The organism is Cognatundibacterium aquatile (assembly GCF_014699135.1).
GTDB classification, from domain to species: Bacteria; Pseudomonadota; Gammaproteobacteria; order Burkholderiales; family Burkholderiaceae_D; genus Undibacterium; species Undibacterium aquatile.
Map to the genome: position 1 here is coordinate 715330 of NZ_JACOFT010000001.1, position 16686 is coordinate 732015.

The window sequence follows — 16686 nt, forward strand, 5'->3', positions numbered from 1 at the left end:
TTCTGAATCTGTCACGGTCGCCCCTTGATACAAATCAACAGCAGACGAGAGTAAGCACTCCATACTTCCTGCAGTAAAAACTTTAAAGGAGAACGGAAATGAAACTGTTAATCGACTTGTTTTCTACTGACTACGGCCTGATGAGTATTGCCGGAATCATTTTTATGATTTGCATGGGGATATTTTTTATTCGCTATTTCTTATCGCACATGCGTGAAGAAGAGCAGCAAGAACGATAAGCTGCGGATACCTATGAAATTGGTGACCTTGTGCTTTCGGTCACCTTGATTTTGTTTCAGTCGTTGCGGTAATTATTCAGAATTGCGGCATATTCACCACTTTGCCGTATTGCTTTCAATCCTTTATTGAAGTGATCGCGATGTTCACTTTTGTGGAAACCAAGCAAGCGTGGAGTCGGTTTAAATAAATGATGTACCGTATAACGGTTCGTCGCCTCTGTTTTGCCATGCAATAACCTCGCAAAATACAGGAAAGCCCGTAAATCCAGCAAGATAACATCCCCCCGGCCGGCATCCAGCATCGGTACCTGAGAAGCCTGATCGCCTACTTCTGAATATGATCGATGGTTTTTAACTGCCATCGTAAATTCTGAGCCAAGCACTTTTTGCGCATTGCTGAACGCCACGATTTTTTTGTCTGATAGATCAGATAAGGAATTGATCTGTAAGTGTTTATCACGCAGAGTGACAGCCACATTCTCAAATTCGATGACAGGGTCAGAGAAAAAGATTTTCGCGTTATTCACCGGAATTCCGGCAAACCCCGCATCTGCAGTTCCCGCTTCCACCTCAGTTTCCATACGTTTGTTATTCGAGCGGATAAATCTGCACTGTATGCCTTGCGTGGCAAAGGCGCGGGTAACAATTTCTGGCACCAGACCCCGACGTGGATCGTCTTTGACATACGGTGGTAACGCTGAAACATGAAACAAGAGTTCCAGTGCTTGCGCTTCCCAGCTCGTCAGCAGACAACTTAGCAATACATATATCCGGAAAAACCTCATGTCAGCCCTTATCACCGTGCCAAATAAAGTCAACGATGTCGCACCAGTGGCATCGTCTTCACGATTTAATGTTGGCTGATTCTGATGTGTAATGCAACCTGGAAAGAAAATGTGGGGAGAATGCCACGCCGTTTGTCACGAAACTGTGGCGAGAGAGGGCTTCAGATACTGTCTGCACCAGCACCAACCTGCGTTCCGGCATCAAAACTGATGCTACCGCTACACAGGCTGGCACGGGCTTAAGCTGCTTTATTTAGCATTACCAGGAATTGACCATAAGAAATCTACTTGCAGAGTTCCCTTAAAGCGCGGATCGTTTAAACCAAGGTAACGATCACCGGAATAATTTGGTGCAGTCGTAAGGTTTTTAGGATTGAAATTTGCGGCTGCGTGACAGCTCATACAGTTAGTTTGAACACCAACATTATTGGCAACGGTTTGTCCCTTATATTTACCCGGAATGGAGTCGGGCAAATCACTCGGGCCAAATCCTGCTTCCAGATACGGGTTGTAGCAGTAGACGGATTCCCCGACATTTTTGCCGCCAGTTTCAGGTTGTGGTGGAGACAGGGTCTGATAGGCCGCACAATGCGCGTAATGGCGCGGTGCACCTTGCAGTGCGGCAGGGCGCAGTTTCGCTATCGCTGCTGAACTAGGTGCTGGCGGTAAATCGGGGGCTGGCGTCCACCAGAAACTTTGCCAGGTCCACTCCGTAATTTCACGGCTGCCGACGTGCATGGCGACGAGCACTGAATAATCACCGGCTGCGATACCTTTGAAATTCTCAGTCGATTTGTTCAGCAATTCTGCATTGGCAGCATCCACTTTAAAGTGGATAAAATTTTTCAGACCATAGGTGTTTGCAGCTGTACGTGATGAACCATCGGCCGCACATTTGTTATCGACACCACCGGATAATTTCTCTGTGCCAGTATCCTGAGTATCTATCCAAACACATGTTTTCCAGTCGGAAGACGGAAATGGAACCGGAGTTTTTGGCGGGCCGGGCCAGACCGATAATTGAAAATATCTTGCCTGAACCAGATTCTTACTTTTTAAAGTCTGAAATACTGGTTTCAGAGAGAGGGATGGCGCAGGAAAAGCCGGAATGCTGGTCTCATTCGCTGCCAGCATTTTGTTTAATGCAGCGATGGAAAACAGATTATTCGCGCGGATATGCGCTGCGGCAATCGGATCATATTTGACAAAGCCGAGCACTGTTTCTTTTCCCTGGGTGGTCTTCAATAATCCGGCGTGGTTCAATTGATGAAATGGTGTGAGTACGTTGGGAACACGTGGCTTATTCATTAATGCTTGCGAACTGGCGGTCATAATATCGTCTGGCGTTTCCCAGGTTTCAAAGACGCGCAAAGGCTGCCCCTGATAGGTCTCGCCTGAATTGAGTGTCAGCGCCGTCCAGATACCCCATGCATGTTTTTGTATTTCAATTTGTCCTTTCGGAGATTTTGTCCAGGCAGTAATCGTGTCTGCCGCGACAGGGTAGGTATAACCGGGGATCTTAGGATCTTGTAGTGGAACTGGCTTAAAAGAGCTGACAATGACATTGGATTTGCCGCTATCCGCAGGCATCGTTTGTGCCTGTAGCGTTTGACTGCTCAACAAGCCAGCGACCATCGTTGCTGAGCAGAAAATGCGTATCTGCCGAAGCTTGGTCTTATTGGAATGATCGAATTTCAGATGCGTTTTCATACCTTCTCCCTGTGATGTTACTGCGAACGACGTAAGGTTGATCTGAGGCTTGAAACGGAACCCGATAGCGTGGAACGTTGAATAATAGTGCCAGCGGGGATATTGCTTTTTTTCTTATTTTTTATGTAAGATTTTCAGTGTAGCTGGAATGAATGAAATAGCAAGCTAAATAGATTGATCGTTTTCCCATCGGGTATCCGGGTGAGCAGCAGATGTTTTTCTGAAATCAAATTTGAAGGATGCATGTCTCAAATGTCACGGACGCATGAGATTCCTGGTGCCGGTCAGAAGCATGCAGGTTTTGAATATGCGGAGTTATTTATCGTCGCGCGGATGCGGGGCAAGACCAGCGCGACGCGCGGTTGTTGGGACAGCTGATCTGCCTTTCAGCAGATCAATCGCACCGCGAAGGATGGCGCATCTGCTTACTCAGGCAGACGCCATTGATGGATAGGCCGTCAGAATCTGATGCGCAATCAGATCAATGGCGGGTCTGGGTTTTCCTTGCTTATCAACCCAGACTTTTGGTGTTAAAGCGCCGGACAACGAGACACTGTCGCCATCGTTCAACGCAAGTAAGGCCTGCCGTACCTTGTCATTAAAGGCGATCACATTACACATGATTGTGTCACCGTCATCTGTCGCAGCACGCACCTTACAAGTCACATATGCTGAACCAGCTTGCCCGCTACGTTCTTCGGCGCTGCCGTACATGCGCCCGGCGATTAATCCATCTATCATCGTTTTTCTATTTTCATTCAGTCTGGTCTGAGACACCAGAGGATTCACTATGAGAACCTGCTGTCCATCTTTCGGATTGCATCGCGGCTATTTGCATTATCTTTGCCGCCACATTTTGTCTCGTCAATTTTTTGTCAGTCTCTTTTCTGTGCGAAACGAATTAAACGCCGGATGCGGGAATAAAGCAAATAAGCGACTCATCCATCACATTCATACGCGGTCGGTGTGGATGTGTGAACATCAAAAGTAAAATGCTTATACTTCAAGCCTGCGCAACGACGCTGGCGTGATATCGTCTCAGCTCTGCCTTCCACATTTACTTTTTTCTTAAACGCCATGACTCTGAATCAGATTGCGGAACACTACGTCAAACTCGTCCTTGCTGTAGGTCAGCATGACGCCGGTTATGTTGATGCCTATATTGGCCCGCCATCCTGGCAAAACGAAGCGCAACAATCACCGGCGACTCCATTGTCAGAATTATTGATGCAGGCCGATACCTTATTGCAGCAGGCAGATGCTTTGCCGGCGCCGCCACAAGATCAGCTTGAACGTCAGGAATTTTTACGTCTGCAGCTACATGCAGTAAGAGCTTTTATCGCGCAACTGAATGGCAACAAATTGGCATTCGATGCGGAATCGAAAGCCTTATACGACGCAGTATCCCCGGCGTTGACCACAGCGGACCTCGATATCACGTTGGCAGAACTGGCGACACTTTTACCTTTGGAAATTCAGGGCAGCGATCTGAATGCGAGATTGTCTGCTTATAACAAAGCATTTGAAATTCCGCGCGATAAACTCGATGCCGTTTTCACTGCCGCGATTAATGAAGCGCGCGTCCGCACCAGACGCTATATCGCCTTGCCTGAGCATGAAAGTTTTCAGGTTGCCTATGTGACGGATAAAGTCTGGAGTGCGTATAACTGGTACAAGGGAAACAGCCACAGCCTGATCGAAATCAACACCGATTTTCCTATGTTCATCAGCCGCGCGATTGATCTCGCCAGCCACGAAGCCTATCCCGGTCACCACGTCTTTAATGTGCTGATCGAAAATGAATTAGTGAAAGAAAAAGGCTGGATCGAATACTCGATATATCCACTGTATTCACCGATGTCGTTTCTGGCTGAAGGAAGTGCGAATTACGGTATCGAGGTAGCCTTTCCACATGCAGAACGCATGCAGTTTGAACAGGAAGTTTTGTTCCCATTGGCCGGTATTGATCCCGCCAAAGCCGAACGCTATTACCAGATACAAGCCGTGCTGCAAAAGCTGTCGTATGCCGGCAATATGGTGGCGCAACAGTATCTGGATGGCATGATTGATAAAGACACCGCGCTGGCAATGTTGATGAAATACAGCCTCTCAGATGCAGACCGCTCAGCGCAGCGGCTGCGTTTTATCGAGCATTTACGTTCATATGTCATCAACTACAATCTTGGTCAGGATGTCGTGCAGGCCTACATAGAAAAGCGCGCCGGAACCGATAATCAAGATTTGCGCTGGCAGGTGTTAACCGATCTGTTGCGTCACCCGAAAAGCGCATCGATGATGACAAGCTGATTTGTTTAGAGAATTGATTGTCGTGAATCAAAGCGACCAGATTGAAGTTTGAAGGAGAGATTTTTGAGCGCCGTTTTTATTTCGTATCGCAGGAAAGACAGTGAGCAGTTTTCTGCCAGACTGCATGAGGGTTTAGATAAAAAGCTGGGACAAGAAGAAGTCTTTCTTGACGTAGAAAACATCGATGTCGCCGCAGATTGGAAATTACGTCTGCAAACCGCGATTAATGCAGCTAGTCTGGTCATCGTTGTCATCGGTCCTTTATGGATGGAAGAAATACAGAAACGTGCAGATAGCGAAGATCAGGTTGTCTGGGAAATAAAAACGGCTATCGCGCTGGGGAAGACTATTGTGCCACTGCTGATCAGTGCTGCCAGCATGCCCGATCCGCTGGATTTGCCGGAAGAAATTTGTCTGCTCAGTCAATATAATGCGCTGACACTGGCATCGCCCAAGAGTGAAGATTTCGACAAAGTTCTGACGCAGATCTGTGGCGTGTTAGCGCATATCCGCCCGGTGAGGGAAGGCAAACCTGCGGCAGGCTTGCGTCGTTTTCTTGATCCTCTGATGGATATGCTGGAACGTTATCCGAACCAGCCGCAGATATTGTCGGTAGACAGCGACTTGGGTGACAGTTACCGGATTCCGGCCGTCGCCGTATTAAATGCAAATGACGGTTGCAACGAAGAGCAAGTCGAAGTCGAATTAAAAGATGAATTTTTTAAAGCGAAGATAGGTTCGCGGCAAGCATTCGAAGAATATAAAGCAGACGCGATTCATCGCGGAAAGTCGTTCTACGATACAGAGACAGCGCGTTTGGCTGATGTCGTTGGCGGCGAAAAAATTAAATTAATTTTTCAACCCACATCGTATTTTGAGTACGTCAAAACCAATATGGCGATGGATTTTGACGATGCAGTTGATGGCATCTTACGCGATGAAGTACATCGCGACGGCAAACTGGAATTACTCTCAAAAAGTAAACTGGCGAACCAGACTGGTATCAGCGGGCTGGTATTCTCGAATGACGGGCACATGATTTTTCAGCGTCGCAGTGCCAAAGTGTTGACCAATCCCAATCAGCTTTGCCAAGGATTTTCCGGTGCGATGACGGAAGATGATATTCGCCGCTGCTTTACTGGTCGCGATACCCATGGCGTTTTGCAGGATGTGCATGTGTTTCGTGAGCTGACAGAAGAACTCGGTATTCGCAAAAATTCAGTGGCGGAGCGTTGTTTCATGGGGCTTAGCCGGGAACTGCTGCGCGGCGGTAAGCCAGAATTATTTTTTGCCGTTGATATTGATTTGTCCGCCAAAGAGATACTTGAATGTTTTCCGAAAGAACGGGAAGGCGAGACTTTTTCTATGCCATTTCGCTATGCAACAGCGCGTCTGGATGAAGAGGAAGCTTTGTATTATCGCCAGCGATTTGAAAAAATTATTCAGGAAATGGAAGTCAAAGCAGGTGCTCGCGCCAGCTTGCCGTTGCTGACAAATCTCGCCTTTTGGGTGAATCAGCATCAGCCGGCATTGATGCTCAACGCATAAATTTCTCAATCTGTAACAATCACTGATGTCTGAGATGATGATCGACTTAAGAACGCAACAGAACTATGGCGCTTTGCCGTATGAAAAGAAAATACTCTCTTTTGGTGTCGTATTTTCTGAGTATGAACAAACCATAGAAACGCTCGAAGGCCCGGTGCAATGCCTTCCCGGCGATGCGATTGTGACTGGTATCAGCGGTGAGCGCTGGCCAGTCAATCCAGAAAAATTCAGACAAAAATATCAGCCACTACCACCGACTGCTGCGGGCGAATCGGGGCGTTATCAAAGTTTGCCGGTACGCGTATTGGCAATGCGTTTAAAGACCGAGTTAAAGTTGCCGCTGGCGGGTGGTATCGGTGTGTTACACGGAAAGCCCGGTAGCTGGCTGGTGCAATATGCGGATCAGAGTCAGAGTATTGTCGCAGACGAAATCTTCACCGCAACCTATGTGTTACAACAGCATGCGGTGCCGCTGGTGATCGGGATTGCAGGCGAACTGGATCAGCAGACGCTGGCGCAATTAACGGCGCTGAGTGCCTTACTGCCAGCGACGCCGTTGCGCGTGTTGCACGCCACTGCATCCGGAGTTCCGGCGCAATATCACTTTATCCATCAGCAACTCAGCAAGATCACCAACGATGCAAGTGCGCTTACTCCGTCGGATATGAGCCGTAGCGAGGACGAGCATCAGGCTGTCACTTTATTACGAAGTTGCAGTCTGGTTTTACGCGCCAGTCAACAGCAGAGCCAGCTTCACGCGATCTTGAATGAATACAGCAAAGGTCTGCCATATTGGGCCGCTGTTGCGACCGGTTCTGCGCAGTCGGGCGGAAATCTTGATTTGCATTCCTTGCCGCAGCCGGCACCTTTACTGGGTAAGCAGGAATTCCAGCGTTTACTGAACGAGCTTGGGCGCCAGACTAGCATGAGCATGAAGGCCAGACGCATCACACGATGGCAGACATTGCGTCAGACCTTGCCTGATGTGACAGCAATCTGGCGTGGCTTAACGCTGACGAATACCGAAGACAAAGCATCGCGTAAGAAGTTGACGATTCTTGGTAATCAATTACAGGAATTAAATTTGTTCAACATCGAAGCGCAGGCGTTTGAGCGACAGCAAGCATCGGGCGCAGATCATATTTTCACCGGAGTCACGGCAACCGAACGCATGCACACGATTGCCGATACGCTGGCGTCACAATATCAGGACGCCTGGCAAACACTGGTGTATTCGACCACCAAGCGCATTGCGCAGAATGGTGGATTTATTTACAGTTGGCGCACTTCCCATCTGCAGATTTTTTTTCAGGAATGGCTGCTTCGGTTCCGCTCGCTGGTCGGTTTGGGCATGATTGCCGCCATTGCGTTTGCCGCTTACACTGAACTCTCCGGTGGTTGCAAAGCAGACGATCCTTTTGCGTTTACCGGATGTGCATCTGCGGCGTGGGAACACTACGCCGGGCTGGTATTCCTCAGCATTTATCTGGCTGCCTTACTGATTGCATTTTTCCGTTATGGCAGCGCCAAGCGTGCGGAGTCTGAACGCAAGCATCAGGATTATCGTTTGCTCGCAGAATGTCTGCGCGTGCAGCATTACTGGAATCATTCAGGCTTGAGTGAATGCGTTGCAGATGCGCTGCCCACCGTCGATAGCGAAGATAATCACTGGATCAAAAATGCTTTGCGGGCAATCCATCTGCAAGAGTCAGATCAAAATAAAGCACAGACACCAGATGCACCTGAACCGATAAAAGAAGAATTCATCGAAGGCCAGCTGCGCTACCACGAGAGCATTTTGCTGGAGCGTCGTGAACTGGCCGCCAATTACCTCGCTGCCCGCGCCAGAATAGGCTTGTCCTGTTTCGTACTGTGTGTGATTGCCATCGTCATCAATACTTTTTCTGAGACATTTCTGCATGTTGGCATGGAAGGCATGGCACATCATTTTCTGATTCTGATCACGTTGGCATCGCTGAGTTTCTGGGCTGCGAATAAAAAAGTACTCGACAATTTCGGTTTGGAAAGCGAAATCAGAAGAGCGAAAGCGATGGTTGCTGCATTCAATAATGTGAAAGTGTTTTTGCGCGCGCAGAGCTCGCTGCAAAATGATGGCAATGCAGATCAGATCAATCGTGCAGCCATCCTCAGCATAGGCCGCGTGTTTGTACTCGACCAGGCCAACTGGCATGCGCTCCATCATGAACGTCCGGTGGAAGCCGCGACCGGAGGTTGAAATTCAGCTTGGATTTCTGATGAATATTTGCGGTGTTGTATATTCTTAGCGAGATAAAATCCCGACGCTATCTATTTTTAACAACTAAACGAAAGAGGTCACCATGAAAACACCTGGCGCTGCGACAATTAATGCTTCCGGAATTCCCGGATTGATCCGTACTGAACCACCTGTTGGCAGTATCGTGGCATTTGCAGGGGATGCGACAAAAAATACGATTGAATCATCCGGATGGATGGTATGCGATGGCAGAGCGCTGAACGTTGAGCAGTATCCCGTTTTATTTGCCGTAATCGGTTATCGATTTGGTGGCAGTGACGGACAATTTCATATTCCTCAGGCAGATGTTGCCAATATATCGCCGGTGGGAGACGCGACTGAGACCAGACCCACAAACATCACGATTTCTCAGTTGATCAGATTTGTCTGACATTCGCTGAAATTAATACTCACTGCGTTTTACTCACGGGATTTTGTTCTATCAAGAAAATCGAAAGTAAAATAAAACCCCTAATAAAAATGCGCCTTGCAAGTCATTAATGGCTTGCAAGGCGCATTTTTATTAGGGTATAGCCTGCGGCACATCAGCACCGCGCATTGCCACTCACTGTGTCTTATTGTGCAATCAGTTTGACTGCAAAAGACTGCGTACCAGTATGATCGGCAGCGTTGCTGATCAATGTCAGCAAGCGGTCGATATTCGGATGCTTACCCGGAAACGCTTTGGCATCGGCGGTGTGCTCTGCATACAAACGCAGCCCTTTTTCTGCCGCTGCGGTATTGATCTCGCCAAACTCCTGCGCCAGCGCATGATAGACACGCACACTGCCTGCCGTGCCAGGCTTGTTTTCCAGTCTGGCGATGAGTACATCACCATCAGATAATTCCAGCGCGGCGATATGGTCAATGCTGGGTAGGGTGGCTAAAATTTCACTGAATTCCATCGGGTTTCCTTCGATATAAATAAGCTGATCGAGCAGACGAATTGCGTACAGCAATCTCGTCGGTCGATCTTAACAGAAGCATTTTAATTGTGAATTGCCAGAAAAATTATCACTAGATTAGTCCAACGCAGTATTCATAGTCTGTCAAATATTGATCCGATATCTGGCACAAATAGTCGCCTATATTGTTTTGTTGCGTAGACATCAGTCATTCCAGCAATGTAGTCACAGATAATTCGATTTTTGCTGCCACTGACCTTATATTTTTCCTGCACATTCTCTGGTAGCAATCGCTTTGGATTTTCTAAAAAAGTCTCAAATAATGATCGGATTGTTTGTTGCCCCTTAAATTCAAGCGCCTGCACTTGCGGTCTAAAAATGACAAAATCCCTTACTAATTTTTTCAAAAGTTCTAAACATTTTTTTGCTTCATCATCCATTATTGCGTTGTATTTTAAGAAATTTGAATTAGCAGTGTTTGACACAACTTTTAACTGAATTCCAGAAATAAAATAACCAACAAGTTTGCTAATTCCATGTTTTCTTTCTTTTCCTGACTTAGAAAAAAGTTTATCCAAATAGAATTTTTCGTCTTTGATAATTGGTGAACTTTGAAATAAGTTTTTATTCGAAAGGATATGTTCGCTCCATTCCTTTTGCGTAACAAACGTCAAAGCAAGTGCATCTTCCAGGTCATGTACACCGTATGCGATATCGTCCGCTAACTCCATTATTGACGTATCTAGGCATTTACTAGATGAGCGATGGTGTTTGTGAGTTTGGGTTTGAATTTGAGTGAACAAATTTTTGTCGTTTTCCGAAAAAGGCATAATAATCCAGTCAAGAATGTCTTTTTCATCATCATGTATGCATTTGGGAGGTTTGGAGCTTTCAATATTTGAAGAGTCTGATTTTTTATCTTGATAATTTCTTACCTGGCTGTGAGTAACAGGATATTTAATCAAACCTAACAACGTGCGACGGGTCAAATCCAATCCGTGATTAGGTGAATACTCGCCTAATTTACTGGCGATTCTCAAGGTTTGGCCATTACCTTCAAATCCACCATCATCTCTCATGAAGTGATTGAGGGCTACTTCTCCTCCATGACCAAACGGCGGATGTCCCAAGTCATGAGCAAGACATATAGACTCAATAAGACTTGTAGGTGGAATTAAGTTTCGTATTTCTTCACTAATCGTTATTTCTTTTAAATGTTCACATATGCTTGATCCTACTTGAGCAACTTCGAGTGAATGAGTCAAACGTGTACGGTAGAAGTCACTTTCTCCCAAAGTTAACACCTGGGTTTTTGATTGGAGTCGACGAAAAGATGATGAGTGAATAATCCTTGCCCTATCTCTTTGAAATTGCGCATCAGCTGCTGCTGAGTTGAAATTTTTAACCTCGTAGTTTTCGTCGTCAGATCGCTTTCTGACAGTCCATAAATCGCCCATGTAGTTTCCCTTTGAAATTAGTTAAAAATGAATAACCCGACTTACTTACAACATGACTTCAGAAAAAACGACTATACGTAAAAAAATGTTACACCACCCCCACCAAACTCCGTCCTCCCGCTGTTCTTTGCACCATGATTTTCGTTGCGATGCGTTCGGTCATTTCCTGTACATGTGAGATGACGCCGACTTTGCGGCCTTGGGCTTGCAGGCTGTCTAAGGCATCCATGGCGACTCTGAGGGTGTCGGCGTCGAGGCTGCCGAAGCCTTCGTCGATGAACAGCGATTCGACTTTCACGCGGTTGCTGGAAAGCGAAGCCAGACCGAGCGCGAGGGCAAGTGAAACGAGGAAAGATTCGCCGCCGGACAGCGAATGTACCGAGCGGTTTTCGTCACCCATATCCTGATCAATTACCATCAGGCCTAAGCTGTCGCGTATGCGTTGCAGACGGTAACGCCGCGCCAGCTGATGCAGATGTTGATTGGCATAAGCGAGCAACACATCGAGAGTGTATTGCTGCGCATAATTGCGGAATTTCTTGCCGTCCTGCGAACCGATCAGGTCGTTGAGCTGCGCCCAGATGCGCTGGCGGTTTTGTTGCTGCTGCATTTCCTGCAGCAGATCGGCGGACTGCTGGCGACGTGCATCGTCCTGTGCTTTGGCAAGCTGATGTTGACCCAGATGCTGTTGCGCTTGCTGACGTTCGGTATGTGAGGTCTGCAGGCATTGTTGCAAATGGGCGATGTGTGCCGCATTGCTGTTATCTTCTTTTGAGGCTTGTTCTGCCAACGGTGCGCTGTCGTCACCGTTGTTGCTGGTCGCTGTGGTGTTGTCGCTATCTTCGGCGTCAGCAACATCTGGCTGTGGCAACGCTGGTGGTCGCTGTAATTGATGGGTGCTGCTTTGCTGGCGGCGTTCCTGCAACACTGTCGCCGCTTGCTGACGCGCATTGGCAATCGCTTGCAGTGCGCTGCGTTCGGCGCTGATCCATGCATTGTCGTGCTCCAGCAGCGTGCGCAACTGCGCTTCGGTGAGGATGCTGCCGCTATTGGCATCGTCATCGCCGTGATCATTCTCAGCGTCGCCTTGTCTGGCGTCGGTAGTCTGTGCATTGTAGTGCGCTAACCATGCAGCCAGTTGCGTGTGTGCGTTGATCGCTTCTTGCTGATGCAAGCTGAGCCGCGCTTGTGCCTGGGCGAGTGCTTCGGTGTTGCGGCTTAGCTGTTGCTGGCTGGCGCTGGTGGCGATCGTATGTTGCGCCAACTGGTCTTTCGCCACTTGTATAGCGTTGGCAAAACGCGCGCTGATCACCGCCACGGCTTCACCCTGAAACAGCGCGCGGCGTTGCTGTTGTTTTTCGCTGAGCGCACGTTCGCTGTTGCTGAGTGCCAGCGCAATACCTTGCTGATCGTCGTTCGCCTTTTGCTGCTGAATGCGGCTGCTTTCCAGACTGATATTCAGCGTTGCAATACCGAGTTCAGCTTGCTGATGTGTTTGCTGCTGCTGTTGCCAGGCTAGGGCATTTTGTTTGCATTGTTGTTGGAAGGCGATGGCAGACGCTTGCCAGTGGTCGCGCCAGGATACTTGTGCATCGTTGCTGTCATCGCTGACGACATCCGTGACGGCGAAAGCGGTATCGAGTTCATTCAATATGTCGTCAAGCCGGGTGCGACTGTGTATCGCCTGTTCCGCGTTATTTGCACGTTCAGTTGCGTTATTTTCCAGCGCGTTCAACGCAATGCTGTGTGCTTCTTTTAAACCGAGATATAACTGATGTCCCTTATCCCATGCGGCTTGTGCGGCATCTTTGGCCTGCAGGGCTTGATAATAAACGGTCTCGCTTTTTTGTATTTCTGCTGTATGGAGGTGAAGCGCTTGCTGCTGTTGTTCCAGCGATTGCCATGTTTGCAGATAAGGTAATTCCTCAGATGCGGCGAACGCAAACATGGCGTGTTGTTGCCACTGCGCCTGCTGGTGTGCGATCTGTTCGTGCAGGGTACTGAGTTCCTGCTGAAGTTGTGCAAGCTGCTGGCCGTGTTGTGTGGCTAGCGTGTGGTGGTGGCTGGCTTGTTCGCGGGCGAGCTGTTCTTGTAGACGGCAATCCTGCACCTGCGCTTGCAGTTGCGTGAGCAACGCATGCAATTGCGGATTGCTGTCGGCCTGCGCATACGGATGGGCCGTCGCGCCGCACACCGGGCAGGGCGCTTCATCCTGTAATTGCGCACGCAGATTTTCTACGTTGTCGGCGCAGGCTGCTTCTGCGCTTCTGAGTGCGCGTTCCGCTTGCTGCAACGCTGCGCTTAATGCCGGCAAGGTCGTGCTCGCTTGCACGCTCGCAGCTTGTGCGGCAGTGACCGCCAGTCGCGCCTGATCTGCTTGTGACTGCAAGTTTTGCAGACGCGCATGGCGTTCCTGCAACTGTCCCAATAATTGCATGCCGCTGCTGAGCTGTTCGCGTTTTTCTTCCGCGTTTTGTTTGTTGCGACGGAGTGCGTCGATATCGATCACCGCGAATGCCTGCGCGGTTTGCTGACGTTGTTGATCGGCGGCAGCCAGTGCTTCTTCTGCAGTGTGCAGGCTGGTAGCGTGCTGTGCCACTTGCGCTTGCTGCGTCAATTGTTTTGCATCCAGTGCGAGGATATTGGCCTGATAGCGTTCGTGGTCGGCGCGGGCAACGGCGGCCTGCGATAACAAGGCATCCCATTTATCCCAATGTTCAGCGAGCACACGCAGCGCAGCGTGTTGTTGCAACCATTGCGCCGAGTGTGCCAGGCGCTTTTGCAACTGGCCGAGTTCATTTTGCTTGCTTAGACATGCCGTGTTGGCGTCACTGCATGCGAGATCGGCTTGCTCCTTACTTTGCTGTAAAGCCTGATGCGCAGGCAGCATAATGTCTATGCTGGCATCCAGTGCTTTTGCCTGATCGAGCAAGACAGCAGCGGCAGCTTGTTCCTGCTCTCTGTTTTGCAATTCGCTTTGCGCGAGAAGGAACGCTGCCTGTGCTTGTTGTTGCGCCTGTTGTGTCTGCAGCAGCTGATGCTGCGCAGCTTCTATCGTCGCCTGATCTTGCACAATCTCGCGTTGCAGGCGGGTGATGTCGGCGAACAAAGGGCTGGCGCTTTGCACCGCATCAAGTTGTTCCAGCAAGCGCTGACGCGGGATGCTGGCGGCATACTCCTGCTCGCGCTCCTGCAAATTCGATAGCGCGGCTTGCTCGCTTTGCGCGAATTTTTCAGCATCCTGATGCCAGCGCAGATGCAGTTCAATCGCAGCGCTGTGGGCATTCAGTTTTTCCAGCGTCGTTTGTGCGGCGGTGATCTGCTGCTCCAGCGACGCGCGTGCTTCATCGCTCAATGGCTGATGGTCGGCCAGGCGGCTTTGAAAACGTTCCAGTGCTTCGCGTTCGTCTTTGGCGCGCTGAAACGCGCGCTTCGACAGTACAGAATAAATGTCGCTGCCGGTGAGTGTTTCGAGTAATTCACCGCGCTCGTTATCGTCGGCTTTCAGGAAGCTGGAAAATTCATTTTGTGCGAGCAGAACAGCGCGCGTGAATTGTTCAAATTTGAGTCCTATACGTTTGACGATTTCATCTTTGACTTCAGTTTTTTTGCCGCCGATCGCCAGCATTTCCGGCAATTGATGCAGCGTCATCGTCGTTGGTTGCAAGCTGCCATTCGCCTTGTTACGCGAGCGGCGCACGCTCCAGCGCGCACGGTAATTGATGCCATCGTTGCCGGTGAAGTCCACTTCGGCATAGCCTTCGCCAGTGCCTCGGCGCAGCAGGTTGCCGGTGTCTTGTTGCGAGATCAGTTCTTTGCCATCCGGCAGGGTTTTATTGCCACCGGCTTTTACCAGACGCGGCGTGTTTTCATACAAGGCCATGCAGAGCGCATCGAGCAGCGTGCTCTTACCTGCACCAGTGGCGCCGCTGATGGCGAATAAGCCAGCGGAACGCAAGGGTTCCTGTTCAAAATCGACGACAAACTCACCCGCCAGTGAGGCCAGATTTTTACCGCGGAGTGCCAGAATTTTCATGCCTGTACCTCCGGCGTTGCCAGCAATAATTCAGCAAAGGCAGCGCTGATTTCCGGCGGTGTTCCGCTCTGGTTGTCATCACCGAATTTGCTTTGATACAGACGATCAAAAATTTGATCCGGATGCAGGCGTTCCAGCTCGGCAAGTGCGACATCGGATGTTGCACTGGCTTCTCTTTGCGCAAAACTGGTGTCGATTTTAGCGAGACGCACAGGTTTGCCTTCGATCGCCTGTTCTATCGCTGCGCGCAAACCGGGTTCCGGTGCGTTCAGCCGCACGCGTACTTCCAGAAACGGCATACGTTCGGCGGGAGTATCGTGCGGGATATCCAGCGCGGTCAATGCCACCAGCACTTGCGCCAGCGGTGCCGGTTTTTCCGGCACGCGCAATAAGGCGACTGCACGCGGCACATACAGCGGCGTGATCGCGCTGACCTGATTTTCCTGCAGATCGACGCGTAATACCTGATGGCGATAATCCACTTCGGCGAACGACAAGGGCAGCGGGCTGCCGCAATAACGCAAGTGTTCCTGCTTGCCGATTTTTTGTGCCAGATGCAAATGCCCGAGCGCTGCGTAAGCGACATTGCTGTCGAAAATAGTCGCCGATAAAGCTTCGGTGCCACCGATGACAATGCGGCGTTCGGATTCTTCAGAAATTTCACCGCCCACCATATGGCAATGACCAAGCGCGATGATGGCTTGCTGCGGCTCGCGTATGTCGATGGCATGTTGCAAGACCTGACGATACAGCAGCGCGATACCTTCCATATACGGATCATTGGCCTGTTCTATGCGCGGCACATCGCCCGGGCGCAGGAACGGAATGGCCATACACCATGCGGCAATATCACCCTGCGCATTTTTCAGCGGCAGCAGCAACGATGCGATGTCGATGCTGCCATCGGCCTGACGCGGCACGAAGCCGATCACAGTCACACCGAAACTATCGAGTAAAGGAGCAGGTGCTTCAAGACGTCCCGGCGAATCATGGTTGCCCGCAATGATGATTATCTGTAATTGCGGCAGGCGGGTTTTGCTTTGCTGCAGAAAACGGTAGAACTGTTTCTGGGCGGCGGCAGACGGATTCGCAGTATCGAAAATATCGCCGCAAATCAGCAAGGCATCGGCTTGTTCGCTGACCAGCGTGTCGCTCAGCCAGTCGAGAAAAGCCTGATGTTCAACACTGCGGTCAAACTGGTGCAGAGTCTGGCCGAGATGCCAGTCGGAAGTATGAATGATGCGCAAGGGGAGCCTTTGAATGCGGTAGCGGCGCGATGTCAGTTTGTCCGGATGCCATGTTGGGGTGGCTTTCCGAGGTGCGGCGGACATCGCTGTGCGTTTAAATGTATAGCGATGACTTTACCAGAGCTGTCTGCAAAATGGCGGATGAGATGGCAGAAAACCTGACGATGAATGTCCTAT

Annotated in this window: 13 protein-coding genes; 6 read left to right on the plus strand and 7 right to left on the minus strand. The window is 49.7% G+C overall.

Annotation, left to right across the window (positions count from 1 at the left end; translation table 11 throughout):
• Positions 1 to 98 precede the first annotated feature (98 nt).
• On the plus strand, positions 99 to 239 hold the full coding sequence (locus H8K26_RS03260) for a DUF3149 domain-containing protein (RefSeq protein WP_186884739.1): 141 nt from the start codon (positions 99 to 101) through the stop codon (positions 237 to 239).
• 56 nt (positions 240 to 295) lie between these two features.
• Here H8K26_RS03260 and H8K26_RS03265 read toward each other — a convergent pair whose 3' ends face one another.
• Entirely contained in the window at positions 296 to 1000 is a 705-nt protein-coding gene (locus H8K26_RS03265; protein WP_190477259.1) for a substrate-binding periplasmic protein, read from the minus strand.
• A 273-nt stretch (positions 1001 to 1273) separates the two neighbouring features.
• Complete coding sequence (locus tag H8K26_RS03270) at positions 1274 to 2734, minus strand: hypothetical protein (protein WP_190477261.1); 1461 nt, start codon at positions 2732 to 2734, stop codon at positions 1274 to 1276.
• Between the two features lie 243 nt (positions 2735 to 2977).
• Here H8K26_RS03270 and H8K26_RS17860 point away from each other — a divergent pair, with 243 nt between their 5' ends.
• A complete protein-coding gene (locus H8K26_RS17860; RefSeq protein ID WP_263398840.1) occupies positions 2978 to 3112 on the plus strand; it encodes a hypothetical protein in 135 nt (44 codons plus the stop codon).
• A gap of 51 nt (positions 3113 to 3163) precedes the next feature.
• On the opposite strand, the gene H8K26_RS03275 is transcribed toward H8K26_RS17860, so the two are convergent.
• A complete protein-coding gene (locus H8K26_RS03275) occupies positions 3164 to 3475 on the minus strand; it encodes a single-stranded DNA-binding protein (protein ID WP_190477263.1) in 312 nt (103 codons plus the stop codon).
• Positions 3476 to 3811: 336 nt separating this feature from the next.
• Here H8K26_RS03275 and H8K26_RS03280 point away from each other — a divergent pair, with 336 nt between their 5' ends.
• From H8K26_RS03280 to H8K26_RS03295, 4 genes are all read left to right on the plus strand, one after another.
• The gene (locus H8K26_RS03280) at positions 3812 to 5041 is read left to right on the plus strand and encodes a hypothetical protein (RefSeq protein ID WP_190477264.1); all 1230 of its coding nucleotides are present in this window, start codon (positions 3812 to 3814) and stop codon (positions 5039 to 5041) included.
• Between the two features lie 63 nt (positions 5042 to 5104).
• On the plus strand, positions 5105 to 6589 hold the full coding sequence (locus H8K26_RS03285) for a toll/interleukin-1 receptor domain-containing protein (protein ID WP_190477266.1): 1485 nt from the start codon (positions 5105 to 5107) through the stop codon (positions 6587 to 6589).
• Between the two features lie 34 nt (positions 6590 to 6623).
• Positions 6624 to 8825, plus strand: coding sequence for a PGDYG domain-containing protein (locus tag H8K26_RS03290; RefSeq protein WP_190477268.1), 2202 nt, complete (start codon positions 6624 to 6626; stop codon positions 8823 to 8825).
• A gap of 103 nt (positions 8826 to 8928) precedes the next feature.
• Positions 8929 to 9255: a phage tail protein gene (locus H8K26_RS03295; RefSeq protein WP_190477269.1), complete on the plus strand. Its 327-nt coding sequence runs from the start codon at positions 8929 to 8931 to the stop codon at positions 9253 to 9255.
• Between the two features lie 184 nt (positions 9256 to 9439).
• On the opposite strand, the gene H8K26_RS03300 is transcribed toward H8K26_RS03295, so the two are convergent.
• The 4 genes from H8K26_RS03300 to H8K26_RS03315 all read right to left on the minus strand — a co-directional run bounded on the left by H8K26_RS03300 (position 9440) and on the right by H8K26_RS03315 (position 16509).
• Entirely contained in the window at positions 9440 to 9769 is a 330-nt protein-coding gene (locus H8K26_RS03300) for a DUF2322 family protein (protein ID WP_190477272.1), read from the minus strand.
• Positions 9770 to 9903: 134 nt separating this feature from the next.
• Complete coding sequence (locus H8K26_RS03305) at positions 9904 to 11226, minus strand: anti-phage deoxyguanosine triphosphatase (RefSeq protein WP_190477274.1); 1323 nt, start codon at positions 11224 to 11226, stop codon at positions 9904 to 9906.
• A gap of 88 nt (positions 11227 to 11314) precedes the next feature.
• Positions 11315 to 15262: an AAA family ATPase gene (locus tag H8K26_RS03310; protein WP_190477276.1), complete on the minus strand. Its 3948-nt coding sequence runs from the start codon at positions 15260 to 15262 to the stop codon at positions 11315 to 11317.
• On the minus strand, positions 15259 to 16509 hold the full coding sequence (locus H8K26_RS03315; RefSeq protein WP_190477651.1) for an exonuclease SbcCD subunit D C-terminal domain-containing protein: 1251 nt from the start codon (positions 16507 to 16509) through the stop codon (positions 15259 to 15261). Before H8K26_RS03315 ends, H8K26_RS03310 begins: the two co-directional genes overlap by 4 nt.
• Between the last annotated feature and the right edge of the window lie 177 nt (positions 16510 to 16686).

Coding starts and splice junctions, on each gene's coding strand:
- H8K26_RS03275 (WP_190477263.1), bottom strand. CDS start 3,475: ATGATAGATGGATTAATCGCCGGGCGCATGTACGGCAGCGCCGAAGAA.
- H8K26_RS03280 (WP_190477264.1), top strand. CDS start 3,812: ATGACTCTGAATCAGATTGCGGAACACTACGTCAAACTCGTCCTTGCT.
- H8K26_RS03260 (WP_186884739.1), top strand. CDS start 99: ATGAAACTGTTAATCGACTTGTTTTCTACTGACTACGGCCTGATGAGT.
- H8K26_RS03295 (WP_190477269.1), top strand. CDS start 8,929: ATGAAAACACCTGGCGCTGCGACAATTAATGCTTCCGGAATTCCCGGA.
- H8K26_RS03290 (WP_190477268.1), top strand. CDS start 6,624: ATGATGATCGACTTAAGAACGCAACAGAACTATGGCGCTTTGCCGTAT.
- H8K26_RS03270 (WP_190477261.1), bottom strand. CDS start 2,734: ATGAAAACGCATCTGAAATTCGATCATTCCAATAAGACCAAGCTTCGG.
- H8K26_RS03310 (WP_190477276.1), bottom strand. CDS start 15,262: ATGAAAATTCTGGCACTCCGCGGTAAAAATCTGGCCTCACTGGCGGGT.
- H8K26_RS03305 (WP_190477274.1), bottom strand. CDS start 11,226: ATGGGCGATTTATGGACTGTCAGAAAGCGATCTGACGACGAAAACTAC.
- H8K26_RS03300 (WP_190477272.1), bottom strand. CDS start 9,769: ATGGAATTCAGTGAAATTTTAGCCACCCTACCCAGCATTGACCATATC.
- H8K26_RS17860 (WP_263398840.1), top strand. CDS start 2,978: ATGTCTCAAATGTCACGGACGCATGAGATTCCTGGTGCCGGTCAGAAG.